Annotated in this window: 18 protein-coding genes; 6 read left to right on the top strand and 12 right to left on the bottom strand. The window is 41.8% G+C overall.

Going from position 1 to position 17,304, the window contains the following annotated elements:
- Position 1 precedes the first annotated feature (1 nt).
- Positions 2–577, bottom strand: a complete 576-nt coding sequence (locus tag ACIFOD_RS18270) for a TetR/AcrR family transcriptional regulator (RefSeq protein WP_397553295.1) — start codon at positions 575–577, stop codon at positions 2–4.
- Between the two features lie 187 nt (positions 578–764).
- Between ACIFOD_RS18270 and ACIFOD_RS18275 the strand changes: the two genes are divergently transcribed.
- Entirely contained in the window at positions 765–2,171 is a 1,407-nt protein-coding gene (locus ACIFOD_RS18275) for a LysM peptidoglycan-binding domain-containing protein (RefSeq protein ID WP_430315798.1), read from the top strand.
- 135 nt (positions 2,172–2,306) lie between these two features.
- Here ACIFOD_RS18275 and hemY read toward each other — a convergent pair whose 3' ends face one another.
- From hemY to hemE, 3 genes are all read right to left on the bottom strand, one after another.
- Complete coding sequence (gene hemY, locus ACIFOD_RS18280; protein ID WP_430315919.1) at positions 2,307–3,704, bottom strand: protoporphyrinogen oxidase; 1,398 nt, start codon at positions 3,702–3,704, stop codon at positions 2,307–2,309.
- 115 nt (positions 3,705–3,819) lie between these two features.
- Complete coding sequence (gene hemH / locus ACIFOD_RS18285) at positions 3,820–4,749, bottom strand: ferrochelatase (protein WP_430315799.1); 930 nt, start codon at positions 4,747–4,749, stop codon at positions 3,820–3,822.
- 90 nt (positions 4,750–4,839) lie between these two features.
- Positions 4,840–5,871: a uroporphyrinogen decarboxylase gene (gene hemE, locus ACIFOD_RS18290; protein ID WP_397553292.1), complete on the bottom strand. Its 1,032-nt coding sequence runs from the start codon at positions 5,869–5,871 to the stop codon at positions 4,840–4,842.
- A 276-nt stretch (positions 5,872–6,147) separates the two neighbouring features.
- On the opposite strand from hemE, the gene ACIFOD_RS18295 reads away from it, so the two are divergent.
- Positions 6,148–6,654: an antibiotic biosynthesis monooxygenase family protein gene (locus ACIFOD_RS18295; protein ID WP_397553291.1), complete on the top strand. Its 507-nt coding sequence runs from the start codon at positions 6,148–6,150 to the stop codon at positions 6,652–6,654.
- A 199-nt stretch (positions 6,655–6,853) separates the two neighbouring features.
- Complete coding sequence (locus tag ACIFOD_RS18300; RefSeq protein WP_397553290.1) at positions 6,854–7,429, top strand: cysteine hydrolase family protein; 576 nt, start codon at positions 6,854–6,856, stop codon at positions 7,427–7,429.
- A 90-nt stretch (positions 7,430–7,519) separates the two neighbouring features.
- Here ACIFOD_RS18300 and ACIFOD_RS18305 read toward each other — a convergent pair whose 3' ends face one another.
- From ACIFOD_RS18305 to ACIFOD_RS18320, 4 genes are all read right to left on the bottom strand, one after another.
- The gene (locus ACIFOD_RS18305; RefSeq protein WP_430315800.1) at positions 7,520–8,173 is read right to left on the bottom strand and encodes a response regulator transcription factor; all 654 of its coding nucleotides are present in this window, start codon (positions 8,171–8,173) and stop codon (positions 7,520–7,522) included.
- Between the two features lie 18 nt (positions 8,174–8,191).
- Positions 8,192–9,220 (bottom strand): sensor histidine kinase, encoded by a 1,029-nt coding sequence (locus ACIFOD_RS18310; RefSeq protein WP_430315801.1) that lies wholly within the window; start codon positions 9,218–9,220, stop codon positions 8,192–8,194.
- A gap of 23 nt (positions 9,221–9,243) precedes the next feature.
- Complete coding sequence (gene liaF / locus ACIFOD_RS18315; protein ID WP_397553287.1) at positions 9,244–10,050, bottom strand: cell wall-active antibiotics response protein LiaF; 807 nt, start codon at positions 10,048–10,050, stop codon at positions 9,244–9,246.
- Between the two features lie 189 nt (positions 10,051–10,239).
- Positions 10,240–10,839, bottom strand: a complete 600-nt coding sequence (locus tag ACIFOD_RS18320) for a phosphatase PAP2 family protein (protein ID WP_430315802.1) — start codon at positions 10,837–10,839, stop codon at positions 10,240–10,242.
- A 95-nt stretch (positions 10,840–10,934) separates the two neighbouring features.
- On the opposite strand from ACIFOD_RS18320, the gene ACIFOD_RS18325 reads away from it, so the two are divergent.
- Entirely contained in the window at positions 10,935–12,137 is a 1,203-nt protein-coding gene (locus tag ACIFOD_RS18325; protein ID WP_430315803.1) for a M20 family metallopeptidase, read from the top strand.
- Positions 12,138–12,181: 44 nt separating this feature from the next.
- Here the strand turns inward: ACIFOD_RS18325 and ACIFOD_RS18330 are convergent, their stop codons facing one another.
- The 4 genes from ACIFOD_RS18330 to ACIFOD_RS18345 form a co-directional block, all read right to left on the bottom strand.
- Positions 12,182–12,589: a DoxX family protein gene (locus ACIFOD_RS18330; protein ID WP_430315805.1), complete on the bottom strand. Its 408-nt coding sequence runs from the start codon at positions 12,587–12,589 to the stop codon at positions 12,182–12,184.
- 150 nt (positions 12,590–12,739) lie between these two features.
- Positions 12,740–13,444, bottom strand: coding sequence for an EcsC family protein (locus ACIFOD_RS18335; protein WP_430315806.1), 705 nt, complete (start codon positions 13,442–13,444; stop codon positions 12,740–12,742).
- A 66-nt stretch (positions 13,445–13,510) separates the two neighbouring features.
- Positions 13,511–14,737: an ABC transporter permease gene (locus ACIFOD_RS18340; RefSeq protein ID WP_430315807.1), complete on the bottom strand. Its 1,227-nt coding sequence runs from the start codon at positions 14,735–14,737 to the stop codon at positions 13,511–13,513.
- Positions 14,730–15,473, bottom strand: coding sequence for an ABC transporter ATP-binding protein (locus ACIFOD_RS18345; RefSeq protein ID WP_430315809.1), 744 nt, complete (start codon positions 15,471–15,473; stop codon positions 14,730–14,732). The genes ACIFOD_RS18340 and ACIFOD_RS18345 overlap by 8 nt, the downstream gene beginning before the upstream one ends.
- Positions 15,474–16,181: 708 nt before the next feature.
- Here ACIFOD_RS18345 and ACIFOD_RS18350 point away from each other — a divergent pair.
- Positions 16,182–16,604, top strand: a complete 423-nt coding sequence (locus ACIFOD_RS18350; protein ID WP_113971546.1) for an HIT family protein — start codon at positions 16,182–16,184, stop codon at positions 16,602–16,604.
- A gap of 163 nt (positions 16,605–16,767) precedes the next feature.
- Positions 16,768–17,304: a tryptophan transporter gene (locus tag ACIFOD_RS18355; protein ID WP_324747736.1), complete on the top strand. Its 537-nt coding sequence runs from the start codon at positions 16,768–16,770 to the stop codon at positions 17,302–17,304.

Below are 17,304 nucleotides of genomic sequence, written 5' to 3' on the forward strand. Positions count from 1 at the left end.
ACTATCGATTCGATAATCCTTTAATTAAATATAGTTCAAAGAGATTGGCAATTTCATCTTTATCAAGTGGACCATGTGCTCGTTCCCAATCGAAAATAAGTGAAACGTACATCTTCAACATAACAAAGGCGGTCATTTCAGGATTACATGGCTTAATCGCTTCTGAAGCAATCGCTTTTTCAATTCGTTGACTCAAGAATTCAATGACCACTTCCTCCATGCGATCAATGACTTCTGATACAGCAGGAGTCCCCATTTCCCGGGCTTCTTGATAAAGCTTGATGGTCAGCTTATGCTCTTTCCTGAATTCAAGCATGCGGAACAATGCACGATGAACATTTTCCGAGAAGGTTTCCTGTGGATCAATCACTTCTTCGGCTTCCTGTTTCATTTCATTGATTAACGATGATACAATTTCATCAAACAATTCTTCCTTATTTTTAAAAAACGTATAAATCGTTCCTTTTCCCACGTTCGCTAATTTTGCCACTTGATCCATCGTCGTTGCTTTATAGCCAAACAGTGAGAACGAATTCGTCGCAGCCTCCAGAACCTGTTTCTTTCGATCAATCGCCATGACCCCACCCCTTAATATGACCAGTTGACCAAATTTGTAATTTAGTCATTTTATTAACATTGATAAATTTATCACACTTCTTGACAATACACAAGTGATTTTTTTCTTATAGTATATCATCCATCCTTCATATAGAATAAGCCCTTCTGAATAGGCTATATAGATAAGGTTTGTTTGGAGGTGTCTTATGAATATTTATGTTGTCAATAGCGGGGATTCTCTTTGGTCGATCGCACAAAGATATGGTGTCGACGTCGATCAAATTTCATACGGAAATCAATTGAAAAACCCCAATATTCTCGTGATTGGACAAAGTCTTCTCATTCCGGAACCCTTAAAAGAATACATCGTGCAACCAGGGGACACTTTGTATAGCATCAGCCAAAAGTACAATATAAGTTTAAAAGAACTGATCGATTTCAATCAGATTTCTGACCCTGCCATGCTATTCGTCGGTCAATTGATCGTTATGCCTTCCTTTATTCATAGAGTAAAGTCAGGGGAATCTCTCTATACCATTTCCTATAACTATAAAGTCCCGCTACAGGAAATATTAAATGCCAATTCCATTGCGAATCCTTCTCTCATCTATCCAAACCAGCAAATCAGGATTCCAAACACGAAACTCACCACGGAAGTAAATGCCTACATTACCCGGACAGATAGTGAAGGTGTAGCGGAAGTCAACGGTTTGGGCAGCTATTTCACCTACTTGACTCCGTTTACGTATTCCATTACAAAAGACGGTTCGGTCACTGAGTTAAATGATAGTGCTCTTATTTCAGCCTCATACAACCAAAACGTCGACCCTCTACTGGTTCTCACGAATTTCACAGGAGGTAAATTCGACTCTGATCTTGTTGCCACCATCCTAAAAAGTGAATCTCTGCAAAACACCTTAATCTCATCTATCGTAAAGAAAATGGAGATGAAAGGCTATAAAGGGGTAAATTTTGATTTCGAATATGTCTATCCCGAAGACCGGGAAAATTATAATACTTTCTTAAGAAGAACCGTTGCAGCACTAAAACCTAAAGGGTACTCTGTGTCGACGGCCCTTGCACCTAAAATTAAAGCTGACCAAAAAGGACTTTTATATGAAGCCCATGACTATAAAGCTCACGGAGAAATTGTCGACTTCGTTGTCATCATGACATACGAATGGGGATGGGCAGGCGGCAAGCCATGGGCGATTGCCCCGATTAATGAAGTGAAGAAAGTACTTGATTATGCCGTTACGGTCATTCCGAGAAACAAAATCATGATGGGCGCCCCCCTTTACGGTAGAGATTGGAAAGTTCCATGGGTCGACGGAACCTTCGCCAAAACGGTCTCCCCTCAAGGAGCACTTGATCTCGCAAGCAAATATGGTGTAAGGATTCAATACAACGACGTATATCAATCCCCTTACTTCACCTATTGGGATGAAACCGGCCAAAAGCATGAAGTCTGGTTTGAAGACTCCAGAAGCATGCTGGCCAAACAGAAAACGGTGGATGAGTATAGACTGCGAGGCTTAAGCTACTGGGTTCTGGGATCTGCATTTCCTCAGAACTGGATGCTGCAGCATTCCAGGTATCGGGTTGTGAAGTGAGGGGTACACCTCCTGTTGTCTGCAGGAGGTGTCTTTCTGTTTGTACAACTTGAAGAAAAATCGCCTAGCTTCCTATTAGTTCCCCAACCCTAATAGATTCAAAAAAGACCGCCAACCCTGGCGGCCGCCATAATCCTATTTCAGATACCCCATCACTTTCGATACAGTCGTTTCCCCCTGTACGATACAATCAGGAATACTTACTCCTTCATAAGAGCTCCCGGCGATAAATAATCCAGGCAGACTTGCTTCAGCCTGATCATACATGTCCTGGATCCGTTCCCTGTGGCCAACTGTATATTGAGGCATGGAGTTCTTATAACGGGAAACGATTGTAAAGTCAGGTGCACCCTCTATATCTATGACTTTGCTAAGATCTTCAAGGACAATCTGCTCAATTTCATCATCAGATAAATCGACGATGGTTTCGTCACCGGATTTCCCCAGGTAACATCGCAATAATGCCTTTCCTTCCGGGGCAGTATGTGGCCATTTTTTATGGGTCCAGGTTCCCGCCGTCAAGGAGTAGTCACTGTTTCTTGATACAAGGAATTCCGTACCTGCGATGTCTTTTTTGATGGCATCCTGTGAGAATCCCATGGCTACGGTTGCCACTGATGTAGCCGGCATTTCTTTTAAAAAGGTTAAGAAAGGATACGAGGGAAACATGGATTGTACTACATGATGAGGTGTGGTGACGATTACGCTGTCGGCTTCCAACTGTTCACCGTTTGTGAAGGTAATCGTGTAAACATTGCTGTCTTCTTTTTCTATGCTGGTTACTTTCATGCTCTTGTATACCGTATTCGGGTTAAGCCCTGCTTCCATGGCATCGATGAGAGATTGAAGCCCTCCTGTAAATGTCAGGAAGTTCCCTTTTTCATTTGAATTTTCAGATTGACCGCTCTTTTTGATACCTGCGATTAAACTACGATGTTTTTGCTCTAATTCATAGAGTTGCGGAAAAGTTGACATTAAGCTTAATTGATCGATATCCCCGGCAAAAATTCCGGTTAAGAGGGGTTCAATCAAATGGTCAACCACTTCATCCCCCATTCTTCTTCGAAAGAATTTCCCCAGTGACTGATCTTCTGTTTCCTGTGAGCGGGGAAGCACGAAATCAGCGGCTGCCCTCATCTTTCCGGTCAATGAAAACAAACTGGTCGTAATAAATGGGGCGATTTGAGTTGGAATACCTACGATGGATCCCCCGGGTATCGGATACAGCTCACCGCCCGCAATCACATAGGATGTGCCTTTACGGTTTCGAATGAGCGTTCCTTCGATTCCGAGTCGTTCCGCTAAGCGGGAGACTTCTGGTTTGCTGGCTAAACATGAGTCCGGTCCCTTTTCGATCACATACCCGTCCCTTTTCAAGGTTTGCACTTTTCCACCCAACCGATGGGTGGCTTCCACCAGCTTCACTTCGATCGGAAGGTTTTTATCCTTTATTTCCTGTTGCAGGTAGTACGCTGTCGTTAATCCGGTGATCCCTCCACCTATGATTACGACTCTTTTATTTTGTTGTTCCAACACGTTCATCGCCTTCTTTAACAATATATCTAATTGAACAATAGAGAAGGACTAAAGCGGTGAGTGTAAACTCATATGCCTCAGTCCTTCCTTTGTTTCAGCCAAAAACGAGAGATTATTTAAGGTGTTTTAACACGACATCTGCCATTGCATCGATGAATTCAGGTTTGGCATTGGGCATTTCCGGACGATAGTACGAAGCTCCAATATCATCTGTTACCACTCTACATTCATAATCATTGTCATAAAGCACTTCTAGATGATCGGATACGAACCCTACTGGCGTATAGACGAATGTCTTGTACCCTTTTTCTTTAAATAGATCACGGGTTAAATCCTGAACGTCAGGACCTAACCAGGGATCAGGAGTGTTTCCTTCACTTTGCCATCCTACTGCATATTCCTCCACGCCTGCGCCCTCAGCAATCATCTTCGCCGTTTGTTCTAATTGCATTGGATACGGATCGCCTGACTGCAGGATACGTTCCGGCAGACTATGAGCGGATACGATCAGGACGGCATGGCTGCGTTCCTCATCTGACATGCTTGCATAGGTTTCTTTTACTCTATCCGCCCAATACTGAATGAATTTAGGTTCATCATACCAGCTCTCAACGGATGTAATGTGTGGTCCACCCAGCTTTTCTGCCGTTTCCTTTGCCCGTCCATTGTAGGATTTAACACTGAACGTTGAGAAATGAGGGGCCAGTACAATCGAAACGGCTTCTTGAATGCCGTCTTTATTCATCTGTTCAACAGCGTCTTCCACGAAAGGTTCGATATGCTTCAGCCCAAGATACATTTTAAACTCAATGTCATCCTGTTTGCTGTTTAAATGTTCTTCAAGACTCTTCGCTTGATCCAGGGTGATTTTTGCCAGTGGAGAAATTCCACCGATCGCTTCATAGCGTTCCCGGAGGTCTTCCAGCAGTTCAGCTGAAGGTGCTCTTCCGTGTCGGATATGTGTATAGTAACGTTCCAAATCTTCTTCTTTATATGGAGTTCCATAAGCCATCACCAATAGGCCCATTTTTTTCTTTGTCATACCATTTCACCTCATTATCAGTATCATACATTCCATTATTGTGCCATGTTTTTTGATATGAATCCATGGTTACACACGTATGAATGTGCTCTACCTGGCACTGTATTCATGTACGAAAGCTGCCAGACGCTTTAATGTGTCCGGATTAACTTGCGGGAATACCCCGTGTCCTAAGTTAAAGATGTGAGCTGGAAGCTCCATTCCTTGATCAAGGATCGCTTTGGCTCTGTCTTCAATAACGTCCCAAGGAGCTAATAGAATCGCAGGATCCAGATTCCCCATTACTGTTTTGGAAATGCCTCTTTCTCTTGCTTCTTTAATCGGCAGGCGCCAGTCTAATCCAACTACATCAAGAGGGAGGTCATGCCATTCATTCGCTAAGTGGCTTGCTCCTACACCAAACATAATCAATGGTACGTTCTCTTCCTTCAATTCTGTAAAGATCTTCTCCATGACCGGCTTAATGAAAGTACGATAATCTTGTATATTCAATGCGCCGACCCATGAGTCGAAAATTTGGAAAGCAGACGCTCCTGCTTTGATTTGAGCTTTCGCATACGTCACTGTCATAGCGGCAAGTTTATCCATTAATGCAAACCATGCTTGAGGTTCTGCATACATGAACGCTTTTGTTTTATTATAGTTTTTCGAAGGACCGCCTTCAATCATGTAGCTTGCCATTGTAAAAGGTGCACCGGCAAAGCCGATCAACGGCACGGACAGTTGCTCAACAGTCAATAATTTAATGGTATCTAATACGTAAGGAACATCATGTTCGGGATCGATTTCTCCCAGCTTCTCTACATCCGCTGTCGTACGAATCGGGTTATCGATCACGGGGCCGATTCCTGATTTGATTTCTACATCCACTCCTATGGAAGGAAGTGGTGACATAATGTCTTTATAAAGGATCGCTGCATCCACATCATATTGTTCCACCGGCAGCCTTGTCACATATGCGCAAAGCTCAGGTTGGTGTGTAATTTCAAACAGAGAATACTTCTCTTTGATTTTGCGGTATTCAGGTTGTGAACGCCCAGCTTGTCTCATATACCAAACCGGAGTATAGTCCGTCTTCTCTCCCCTTGCTGCTCGTAAAAATGTATCATTCATTTGTTTCATACCTTTGTTCGTCCACCTTTCTATGTAACTCCATTATTCCCATTGTATACTAATTCAATTAGATTCTAAAATTGTACTATTTTTCAATAAGACCGTACGAATTGTAACCCTTTTAAACTATAGACGTTTTAAAGAGAGTTGTATAGTTATCAAGGGAAAATGTCATAAATTTGCCGATTTTCAAGGTGGATGAAAAAATATCCAGAAAACATGTTACAAGAGAAAAGGATTAGGGAAGAGTATAATAGAGGTAACTAATTAATTGAGGTGATTTGGATGAAGGTGTATATAACAACGGGAACCCACGAATTTCTGCAAAAATTAATGAATCGGCATACAGATGAAAAAATGATCTTAATGCAGGGGAAAGATGCCATGCTGCTTCATGAGACAAATGGTGAAAGTGTCTTTGAGTCCCCCCGTAAATATGAAATTGTCGATCAATCAGGGGAACTTAATAATAAAGGATATGTGGTTTTCAATAACATTCCTGTCACAGATGAAGGTCGCCCACTATTTGAATACCGTTTTAAAAACCGTGCAGGATTGATTGAAGAAGTTCCGGGCTTTACGGCTATCCGGGTTCTTCGCCCATTAGACACGGATACATATGTGATTATGACACAATGGGAAGATGAGAAAAGCTTCATAGGGTGGCAGGAATCCAAGCAATACCAGAAAGCACATGAAAAGCGCGGAACGGAAGAGGGAATTGATAATAAGAAAGATATCTTCCCTCGCGCTTCCTATGTAAGTGAATACCATGTAACAGGTGAAGAGTGACACATGAGCTGCCGGATTTTGAGGCAGCTTTTTATTTTCCTTCATGCCAGCTACTCTCCGGTCCCTCAAACTTAACAATTACACTTAAAGTGTACATACATAATTACAAATTATTAACAGTATACTTTATCGTATTGGTCCTAGATATTTACCTTGCATTTATTTACACAACACCCTTTATGAAAGGAGTTGAGTACCGATGAGTCAAACGTGTTTGCTTCTGATTGACTTTCAAAAGGCATTTAGTCATCCTTCATGGGGAAAGCGGAATAATCCTGCTATGGAAGAAAATGCTTATCAGCTTCTTCGCGCATGGAGAGAAAAGGCATGGCCGGTCGTTCACGTACAGCATTCTTCCAATGATATGGAATCACAACTGCATTCAAGCTGCTCAGGGTTCGATTTTATAGACGAATTCCGTCCTTCACGAAACGAAAAGCAAATCATTAAGCACGTCAACAGCGCCTTTATCGATACAGACCTGGATTTATATTTAAAAAGAGAAAAGTTCACATCCCTTGTAGTGATGGGCTTCACGACGAATCACTGTGTATCCACTACGGTTCGCATGGCTCAGAACTTAGGTTATGATGTGACGGTTCCTTTTGATGCCACAGCATGCTTTGAAACATATTCCTATGATGGTTCTTTATTTTCAGCTGAAATTGTTCACGGACTTTCACTGGCTAATCTACATCATGAATTCGCCACCATCTCTTCAACAGAAACCATACTATCTTCACGATTCAAATTTAGCAAACCTGTTACTTTCTAAGTAACTTTTCTGTTCCGCAAAAGGGGCTTAGTCAAGGGGAATGATTCCATTCCCCTTGACTAAGCCCCTTTGCGTTATCTGTAGTACTACCTATTCTTTCATATTCTTACTGTATAATATCCCATTCCGATTCGCATAAATCGCTGCCTGCGTACGATCCGCGACTCCGAGCTTACTCAGGATGTTACTTACATGGGTCTTAACGGTCTTTATCCCTATGAAAAGCTCTTCAGAAATTTCCTGATTCGTCATCCCTTCTCCCAGGCATTTCAATACATCCATTTCTCTCGCAGTCAGCTCTTCATGTGGTTTTCTTACCTGAGGGCGGAATCTGTTCATCATTTTATCCGCCACTTTGGAGGCAATGACGGACTCCCCTTTCATCGCTTTATAAACAGCCGATGTCACTTCTTCGGCACTTGCCGTTTTCAACAAATAACTATGAGCTCCTGCTTCTATCGCTGGAAACACTTTTTCATCATCATAATAGCTTGTAAGAATGATGATTTTACAGTGGGGATGAAAGGTTAGGATTTTCTTAGTTGCCTCAATTCCATTCCCGTTCTCCATTAATAAATCCATCAGAATCACATCAGGCATATACAGCTTCGCAAGCTGAGCCGCTTCGTTACCGCTTTTCGCTTCCCCCAGGAATTCGATCCGATCCTCTGTCAGCAAATAGGTTTTCATCCCTAATCGAACCATTTCGTGATCATCTACAATCATCACCTTCACCTTATCCACCTGTTTTCCCCCTTTGGTTTAGACCGGAATTCTCAGGTCAATATACGTTCCTTCCTTCTCTTTAGAACGAATTTGAAACAATCCCCCGATTTCCTCGGCACGCTCTCTCATCGTCTGAAGTCCGTACGATGTCATCTTGTTCTCTCTCAGGTTAAAACCTCTTCCATTGTCACTTATGTACAGAGTGACATAACCGTCCTTTTTCTCCGTCACAATCTTCACTTTCGTTGCCTCTGAATGACGCAGGATATTGGAAAGGCTCTCCTGAATAATCCTGAACATATGGGTTTCGGTCCCCTTTGAAAGATTCTCAATCCCATCGAGGCTTGCTTCGATTTCAATCTGCGTTTTTTCCTTTAATTCTCTAATTAAAATGGTTAACGCTTCACAAAGACTTTCACCTTTTAAATCGATCGGTCGTAAATGAAGAAGAAGAGCCCTCATCTCCCCTTGCGCTTTCCCTGCAATTTCAGCCACTTGTGTTACAATCGTACCAACCTTTTCAGGATCTGTGTCGATGCTTTTTTGCGCCGCAGAAGAAAGCATATTCAACGCGAATAATTGCTGACTGACTGAATCATGAAGATCCCGGGCAAGTCTTTGTCGCTCTTCCATGACAGCTGCCTGATGAGCTTGATCGGCAAGCTCGGATTTCTCATCAGCTAATCTCTGTAATGACTTGACCTGCTCTTGAATGAACACAGCAAGTTGATTTAATTCATCAGATAATATTCCAAGCTCATCATGTTCAAAGCGATCCACCCTTGCAGAAAACTTCCCGCTTCTTAACAGGGTAACGAATGTAGAAATATCATCGATTCTCCCTTTGAATGTATACCCCGTACGAAATCCAAAATAAATACTTAATAATAGAAGTATGATGGCTAACCACATAGTCAAATAAATCGATAGTTCAAGAGAAATACTTGGACCTTCAGAGAAGTACAAATAGACCTGAAGCGATATAAAGAAAAGCAGGACAGCCATGGTGGACATCATGAAAAAGCTTTTAAAAATCCAGTTGCGAATGTTTGAGGATTTGTTCAAATTCTCCCCTCCTTTTACTTACGTTACACTCGGTTTATTCGAATCGAACCGATTTTCACGTCAACAGCCAGCTTGATTTTCTTACTTGCCTGTTCGTATTCCGGCGAACGGTAATAAAGCTCAGAACGAATATCTGCTGACTTTTGGTCAAATAATTTAATATCCCCGACTTGTACCTTCAAGGTGATTTCTACAGGTACGTTTTCAGGTATGATCATTTTCACATCGCCGATCCAGCCTTTGATTTCGATAGGCGTTTCCCCTTCAGGAATAAAGGCTTTACTGAAGTCAAAATAATAATCTCCAATGGCATTGTAAAGCTTCATATTTTCAAGGGGCCAGTTTGGCTCGGAAAATCGAATATCTCCGACGATAAAACCTCTGTTCATCTTATTTTTCTTTGGAGGGGTTTTATCTTTCTCATTCTCAAAACCTATTTGGGATGTTTTCTCAAATGGGTATTCGTTGCTTATACTTACTCTGATCGGTTTATTTCTGATAACACGCTGAATGGCGATTGTGATAATAAAGAGTGGCCATAGTTTCCACCAGCTTCCATAGTCGAAATTCACTACATCATACCCATCAAGTATAATGAGCCCCCCTAACACCATACTGAATAGTCCAAACAGTAATTTCCCAAAGCTTTCCTTCAGAAAACTGTCTACCGTCCACTTCAAGCCAAGGAGCAACAACAAAATTGGAATAATATTGACAAATATCTGCGTTATTTCCAAGGAAATGACACCAATATTCAATAGTAATAACAACAATCCTATCGCCATCAACAGGAACGAGAAAAACCATTGTTTTCTTCCCTTATACCTCATACCAACACCACCTTCACATCTACTATTAGTTTCGCTATAAATAAATGAATTCCTGTTACTACATTCATTATAGATTGTTTTCTCTCGTTTATAGAGGAGCACCGGCATGATTCTGCCTCGGTCTCTAGACGGAAAAAATGATCCTAACCTGCAAAAGAGAGGGACGGACCTTGGTTCAGGTCCGTCCCTCTATCTTTCCTGTTTGGGCCGCTTCTCATAAAGAAAGATACACAGGACAAAAAAGGCGTATCCCAATAGGTATCCGGCTGCGACGTCTGATGGATAGTGAGCCTGTTCCACTATTCTGCTGATGCCTGTCAGGAGGGAAAGGATGATGGCCAGGATAAAGAGGGTCACTTTCATTCCGGTAGAAGATATCTCTCTACTAATGAAGTATGCAATGACCAGTAAAAAGACAAGCCCTACCATGGCATGGCCGCTTGGAAAGCTGAACCCTTCCTCTCCATGTGAAAATGGAGGCCTTTCTCTTTCCATCAAACCTTTGATTGCTTTATTCAGGACGTTACTTCCCGCTACCAGGACAACAACGGTAATGATTCCAATAAAGTCCTTCTTGGCCCACCAAAGATATAAAATAAGGGCGATGGATGCAATCCCAATCACTAATTCAGTACCGATTACGGAAAACAATTCGATAAAGTGAAGGTTGCTCATGTTCGACAATAGATAATCCTCACCTAAAATTTCCATCTCATAAAAAACAAAATGTGCGATGGTCATAAACAGTACAAATGAAATGATGGCCGTTATGTATTGAAACTTCTTCATCTTGATCCTCCTTGAATTTCACTCTGATTACTTCCCTCTCAATATTTAGTGTTATAATATTCGTAATATTCATCAAATATTAGGAGGTTGTGCACTTGCTGAATGAATTATATCAGAAATTAGAAGAACGTTGGATAGAAATGGTTGAGATCAGGAGATTCCTCCATCAGCATCCTGAATTATCCTTCCAAGAGAAAAACACAGCTGCATTCATTGCTGATTACTACAATAAAATCGGGGTTCCCGTCCAGGAACAAGTCGGTGGCAATGGGGTGGTAGCAAGAATCGAGGGAGCCCTGCCGGGAAAAACAGTAGCTCTTCGTGCAGACTTTGACGCCCTCCCCATCCAGGATGAAAAGGATGTGGAATATCGCTCAACCGTTCCTGGCGTCATGCATGCATGTGGCCATGACGGTCATACAGCAACACTGTTAGTATTGGGTAAAACCCTGCATGAAATGCGCGATGTGCTATCCGGCACTATAGTTCTGATTCATCAGCATGCGGAAGAATATGCACCAGGCGGAGCGAAACCCATGATTGAAGCGGGCTGCCTGGATGGAGTGGATGTTATTTTCGGAACTCATTTATGGTCAAGTGAGCCTCTCGGAAAAATTCTATATCGGACAGGTCCCATCATGGCTGCTGCTGATAGATTTGAAATCGTCATCAAGGGGTCCGGCGGTCACGGGGCACAGCCTCATAAAACGAAGGATTCCATCGTGATCGGGGCTCAAGTCGTTTCCGAGCTTCAGCAAATTGTCAGCAGAAGAGTGAATCCGATTGACCCTGCCGTCGTGACAATCGGTTCATTTATGGCAGATAACGCATTTAATGTGATTGCCGATTCCGCTAAACTCATTGGAACAGTCCGTACATTCAATCCTGAGGTCAGAGACTTTATCGAAGAAGAAATCGAACAGATCCTGAAAGGTGCATGTCTTTCAGCCCGTTGTGAGTTTGAATATGTGTATGAACGCGGATATCCTGCTGTCGTGAATCACGCAGAGGAAACGGATCTATTGATTCAAAGTGTGGATACAGTCGATGAAGTTCATAGAGTGGAAGAAATTGAAATGCAAATGGGCGGGGAAGATTTCTCCCATTACTTAGAACGTGTAAAGGGTACCTTCTTTTTTACAGGTGCCAAGCCGGATAATGTTGAAGTTGCCTTCCCCCACCATCATCCCAAGTTTGATATTAACGAAAAGGCTCTTCTGATTGCCGCTAAATCACTGGCGTCTGCTGCCGTTCAATATCAACAAAGGCATTCTGTCACAGAGACGCTTACAAAGTAAGTCAAAAAAAGGATCAGGCGCCATAATGGCCTGATCCTTTACTCTTAATAAAAACGATGATTTTTTTCGATCTTACTTACCACCAAGACCCACCAGATCAATAGCGGTTGAAATAATAACCTCACCCAAAGCAGCACAACATTCGCTTCTTCATTCCCTGGAGCTGGAATTCCTTTAATGGCGGCATAAATATTGGCAGGAAAGATGAGAACTAAATAGATCGCTGTGATGACCCCCGCTTTTTCACGAGTCTTTGGAATGAGCAGGAGTACAGCCAATATAAACTCGATCATTCCCGTAATATACACGATTTCTTCCCTTAGAGGAATAAATTCAGGGATCATTTTTGCGAATCCTTGAGCTTCAATAAAGTGGAACACCCCTGCTAAAAAGAAGAAGAATGAGAATAGAATAAGTCCTAACACCCTCAAACCTTTCTTGCGTTTGTTCATCTATTTCACACCTCACTACTATAATGATAACGTACTTTCTAACTATACCTGAATATTCAGAGGAAATAAAAAAAAGCGTTTGCTTCCCGTAAAGCCTACCAATTATCCTCACAAAAAAAGATCGACCATCACGTCGACCTTCCCTCACTACTATTCTATATCATGAAAGTACCGAATCCGATAAGCATATTTTGCCACTTCCCCCAATTGATCAAGAAGTTGATAGTTTGCATAGGCTCCCACCACAGCCCCTACCCCGGGAATGAGTTGAAACAATTTAACGAAATCAATGTAATCCCGATACTCCTGCTGGAAAGTTCTCCAGTCCAATTCTTTCAGTTTTTCTTTTTCCACATCCCAGTTTTCGATGATGTCGAGGACATGTTTTTTATGAGAATCGCTGGAGAATGCAAGCTGAAAGACATATAGCAGAAACAGTCGTTCCTCATATTGTTTTGTATCATAGCCATGAATGGCAGAGCATTCGCTCAGAAATTTCATTTTGATTGATAGGAGCAACGGAAAATCTGCCAGGCCGAGAAAGATTCCACCTGCACCTGTTCCTGCCCCTTCAATCGTTGCCGCTTTCCTGTAAAATTCCATTCGTTCCTTCATCAGCGCTTCTCTTGCCTTCAGTGAAGACTTCACGGAGACCTGCTGAAGGGGTACCCACCCGCTTCCCTTTAACGTTACTTCTACCATCTTCTTGATACTTTCCGTTACTACGTTATGTGCTTTCTCAGGGATCCATTGATTCACTTTAGTTTGAGCCTGCTTCGAAACACGTTGGAAGATGGAAGATTTTCTACTGAACTTACGTTTCCAGGAATCGAGCTCTTCTCTTTCATGGTTCACACTGAACCACCATCCTTTTTTATCTGTTTACTCTTTCTATACGTTTCATTCTGGCGGATTGTTTCACTAAAATAATGTTTCTTCCATCTTCTTCAATCGCTGGACTAAGTAAAACTGACTAAATAGAATTGAAAATGATAACCCGACCAGTAACGTGATCAGCCCTTCTATCCATTCCCCCTTTAAAAATAGAGGAAGGGAAAACAGAGCGGCTTGGATCATCATGGCCTGATTCATGATTTTTTGAAAAGAGGATTTCTTTAATTCCCGTGATACGGGATAAATGAGTACCCATATTTTATAATCAAACCGTTTAAACAATGGGATCAGCTGAAAAGCTGTTAAATAAAGAAACACTAATGCCGTCAGAATACTGAAGATAAAAGAAGAATTCGAATAAATCAACAGAGCACCGATCAAGGTTAACCGAATGTAAAGACCCGAATATTCACTTGTTCTCACCAACGACCGAAGATACAAATACCGATACGTCGATGATTGAGAGAAAGGTGTCCGCACAAGCCCATCAAGCCATATTCTCCGGTGCACCTTCCCTTTCAGCTTAGGCACATCCGTGAACATATTGGCGATCCGGTAAAAGATCAGCTTTCGCTGCTGCTCCAGATTGATTAACAAATCCCATTTAAGATTTTTACCTTTTGTTGATTGAAAAAAGTAAAACGCATATCCGAGCATGATGAAGGCAACGACGATGACCATCCAGTATTCAGCGTCAGATAGCACCAAGAACACGAGAGCACCGCTTAATAAAAAGCGTAACAAGCTGTCCGTCAGGTGGGCTTCCCTTTCCTGAAATCGCAGCATGAACCAGCGTACATACAGATTCCATACCTTTAAGGCCAATACAAAGCCAAGTAACGGAAAGAAGCTTCCAAAGCTGCTCCCGGATACTGCTACATACATTGGCATGAGAGCAGCCAGTACGAGCAGTTGAATGTATGATTGAAACATGAAGCTGATCCAGATGCATTTGGTGAAATAACTCGATAAACGCCCTTCTAATGGTAAAAGGAATACGGCATCCGCTTCCCTCAGAAACGTATAAACCGGACTCCAGGCAAGTATCAGCCCAATGATCACCGCCATGATGAGTGGTGCAGGAAAAGCAGGATCCAGGGTTTTCACCCACTGATTATATGTATACGCTGCTCCTCCCAGAGCAAAGATCAGGACGAATAGTAAATGATCGTTAAACATGTATTTCAAATACTTTTGAAGCTCCTGATTATACTCTACAATTCGTTTCTTCCAAATACTTTCCACCTTATTCATCATGGGATTCTTCCTTTGTCAGCTGGATATAAATATCATCTAACGTTGCACCCGGCATGGAGAATTCCTTACGAAGCTCCTGAAGCGTTCCTTTTGCACGAATTTTCCCTTCATGAAGGATGATGAATGAGTCACAATATCTTTCTGCCGTTGCTAAAATATGCGTAGACATCAGTATTCCAGCACCATTTTGCTTCATCTCCTGCATCCAATCCAACAGTGACTGAATCCCGAGTGGATCTAATCCAACAAACGGCTCGTCAATGATATAGAGACTGGGCTGAATAAGAAAGGCGCACATGATCATCACCTTTTGTTTCATTCCTTTTGAAAAATGGGCAGGAAACCAGCTCATCTTCTTCTCCATACGAAAGGCCATCAACAGTTTATCAATTCTTCCTTTATACTCAGACTCCGATAAGCCGTAAGCCATGGCCGTAAGTTTTAAATGCTCTTCAAGGGTAAGCTCATCATAAAGAATCGGTGTTTCCGGTATGTAAGAAAACTGCTTTCGATACTGATCGGCATCACTCTTCAAGGTGTGACCATTAATAACCACTTCTCCTTGCTTTGCTTCCATGAGACCAATTATATGCTTGATCGTCGTACTTTTCCCTGCTCCGTTCAGGCCGATTAATCCGACAATTTCATTTGAATGTATGGAGAATGTTATATCCTTTAATACCGGTTTTCGGGTATATCCGCCAACCAGGTGTTTGATTTCTAATAATGACACGAACAGCAACGTCCTTTCTCTTCTACATGGTTTTCTCTATTTTATCAAAATTTCATGGTAAAGGCATTGTTAAACCAATTTCCCATGCCATATTTTAGCATTCATAACCATAACCGATTTGCACATCATAATATTTGAAGGGGCCAGCAATAAGAAAAAGGGGATGGTTGTTAAAGACCAGCTAACCGATTTCACTATTGTTTGCGACTGTAAGGATTGTCGTCTTCTATAGTGAATGACACACTCACCATATTCATTTGTTCAAAAAATTGATAAATGAGGTGTTTGTTAAAGCACACTTTGACTGAATCAACTTACTTTATTAGCTTCTCAAGCTTAGGAGATAAGGGGATGGTCACATTGCACAAAGTCATTCATGTTTCTAATGGTTTACACATATCATCCTTATAGCAAATGAGGTGTTTGTCCAAGACGGCTAACAGTTTCTATTGTCTGAATTGCTTAAATAGCGAAAAGATAAGGGGATGGTCGCATTGAACAATTTTCATTCTAACTTAAGAATGTATCACTACAGAAGCTACTAGCGAATGAGGTGTTTATCAAAGAGAATGAAGCCTGACATATAAACCTTTATAGTATTACCCCTTCAAGAAGAGAGGCAGGAAAATCGTTCCTGTCTCTTCTTCATTTATTTTCTCTTTCATGATAAAATACATAAAAATGCCATTACTGAAAGGTGGAGTAAATATGAGTGACTGTATTTTTTGCAAGATTATCGACGGTGAGATCCCTGCAATGAAAGTGTACGAAGATGAACATGTCCTTGCTTTCCTTGATATTAGTCAAGTGACGAAAGGACATACATTACTAATTCCAAAGGTACATAAAGAAAATATCTATGAGCTGACTCCCGATATGGCAAGCCACCTCTTCTCCGTTGCACCTAGGATTGCTGAGAGTATAAAGGCCGAGTTTAATCCAATTGGAATGAACTTGTTAAGCAACGCAGGTGAAGAAGCAGGACAATCTGTCTTCCATTTCCACATGCACTTCATTCCCCGCTACGGCCAGGGAGATGGCTTTGGAGCCGTTTGGAAGACTCATAATGATGACTACACTCAAGAAGACTTAAAAGGAATAGCTGAATCCATAGCACAGCATCTTTCATAAAAATCGAGCCTGATCCCTGAAGCTAAAGGGAATCGGGTTTTTCAGAATAATTAATCTTTGACAACGATTTTCGGTATGTTATAATGTACCTATCTTTTCGCTAATGGCAACAGTGCACATTAGGAGAAGCAAATAGTATAGTTTAGTTGAGGAGAGATGAGAAATGAATACAAAAACACTTGTATCCCTGTCATTATTAGTGGGGATCGGAGCCGTCCTGCACACAGTGATTCCTGGAATTTTCTTAGGAATGAAGCCGGACATGATGCTTACGATGATGTTTCTGGGCATTATATTATTTCCAGCTAAGAAAAACGTATTGCTTTTAGGTTTATTAACTGGAGTCATTTCAGGTCTGACAACACAGTTCCCTGGAGGATTCTTACCTAACCTGATCGATAAACCGATCACGGCATTCGTTTTTTACGGACTTTTCCTGGCTACTAAAAAGGTCACTCGTTCACTTGTAGGGGCTTCTGTTCTAACAGCTATTGGTACACTCGTATCAGGAAGTATATTCTTACTTTCTGCTTATGTGATTGTCGGTCTGCCTGGAGCTTTCTTTGCTCTATTTGCAGCAGTCGTACTTCCAGCTACACTTGTTAACGCCGGGGCAATGTTTGTGGTCTATCCAATCATTAACGGGATTTTAAAACGTTCAACCATTCGAGAAGCTGTCACAACAGAACAGCTATCCTAA

This window comes from Rossellomorea sp. NRS-1567 (assembly GCF_050467885.1).
In the GTDB taxonomy this organism is placed as follows: domain Bacteria; phylum Bacillota; class Bacilli; order Bacillales; family Bacillaceae_B; genus Rossellomorea; species Rossellomorea aquimaris_C.

What these genes read in the sequence shown, in the direction of transcription:
- ACIFOD_RS18330 (WP_430315805.1), bottom strand. Translation starts at nt 12,589, where the DNA reads ATGAACAAACGCAAGAAAGGTTTGAGGGTGTTAGGACTTATTCTATTC.
- ACIFOD_RS18270 (WP_397553295.1), bottom strand. Translation starts at nt 577, where the DNA reads ATGGCGATTGATCGAAAGAAACAGGTTCTGGAGGCTGCGACGAATTCG.
- hemE (WP_397553292.1), bottom strand. Translation starts at nt 5,871, where the DNA reads ATGAAACAAATGAATGATACATTTTTACGAGCAGCAAGGGGAGAGAAG.
- ACIFOD_RS18340 (WP_430315807.1), bottom strand. Translation starts at nt 14,737, where the DNA reads ATGAATAAGGTGGAAAGTATTTGGAAGAAACGAATTGTAGAGTATAAT.
- liaF (WP_397553287.1), bottom strand. Translation starts at nt 10,050, where the DNA reads ATGAGGTATAAGGGAAGAAAACAATGGTTTTTCTCGTTCCTGTTGATG.
- ACIFOD_RS18275 (WP_430315798.1), top strand. Translation starts at nt 765, where the DNA reads ATGAATATTTATGTTGTCAATAGCGGGGATTCTCTTTGGTCGATCGCA.
- ACIFOD_RS18355 (WP_324747736.1), top strand. Translation starts at nt 16,768, where the DNA reads ATGAATACAAAAACACTTGTATCCCTGTCATTATTAGTGGGGATCGGA.
- ACIFOD_RS18320 (WP_430315802.1), bottom strand. Translation starts at nt 10,839, where the DNA reads ATGAAGAAGTTTCAATACATAACGGCCATCATTTCATTTGTACTGTTT.
- ACIFOD_RS18350 (WP_113971546.1), top strand. Translation starts at nt 16,182, where the DNA reads ATGAGTGACTGTATTTTTTGCAAGATTATCGACGGTGAGATCCCTGCA.
- ACIFOD_RS18300 (WP_397553290.1), top strand. Translation starts at nt 6,854, where the DNA reads ATGAGTCAAACGTGTTTGCTTCTGATTGACTTTCAAAAGGCATTTAGT.
- hemH (WP_430315799.1), bottom strand. Translation starts at nt 4,749, where the DNA reads ATGACAAAGAAAAAAATGGGCCTATTGGTGATGGCTTATGGAACTCCA.
- ACIFOD_RS18295 (WP_397553291.1), top strand. Translation starts at nt 6,148, where the DNA reads ATGAAGGTGTATATAACAACGGGAACCCACGAATTTCTGCAAAAATTA.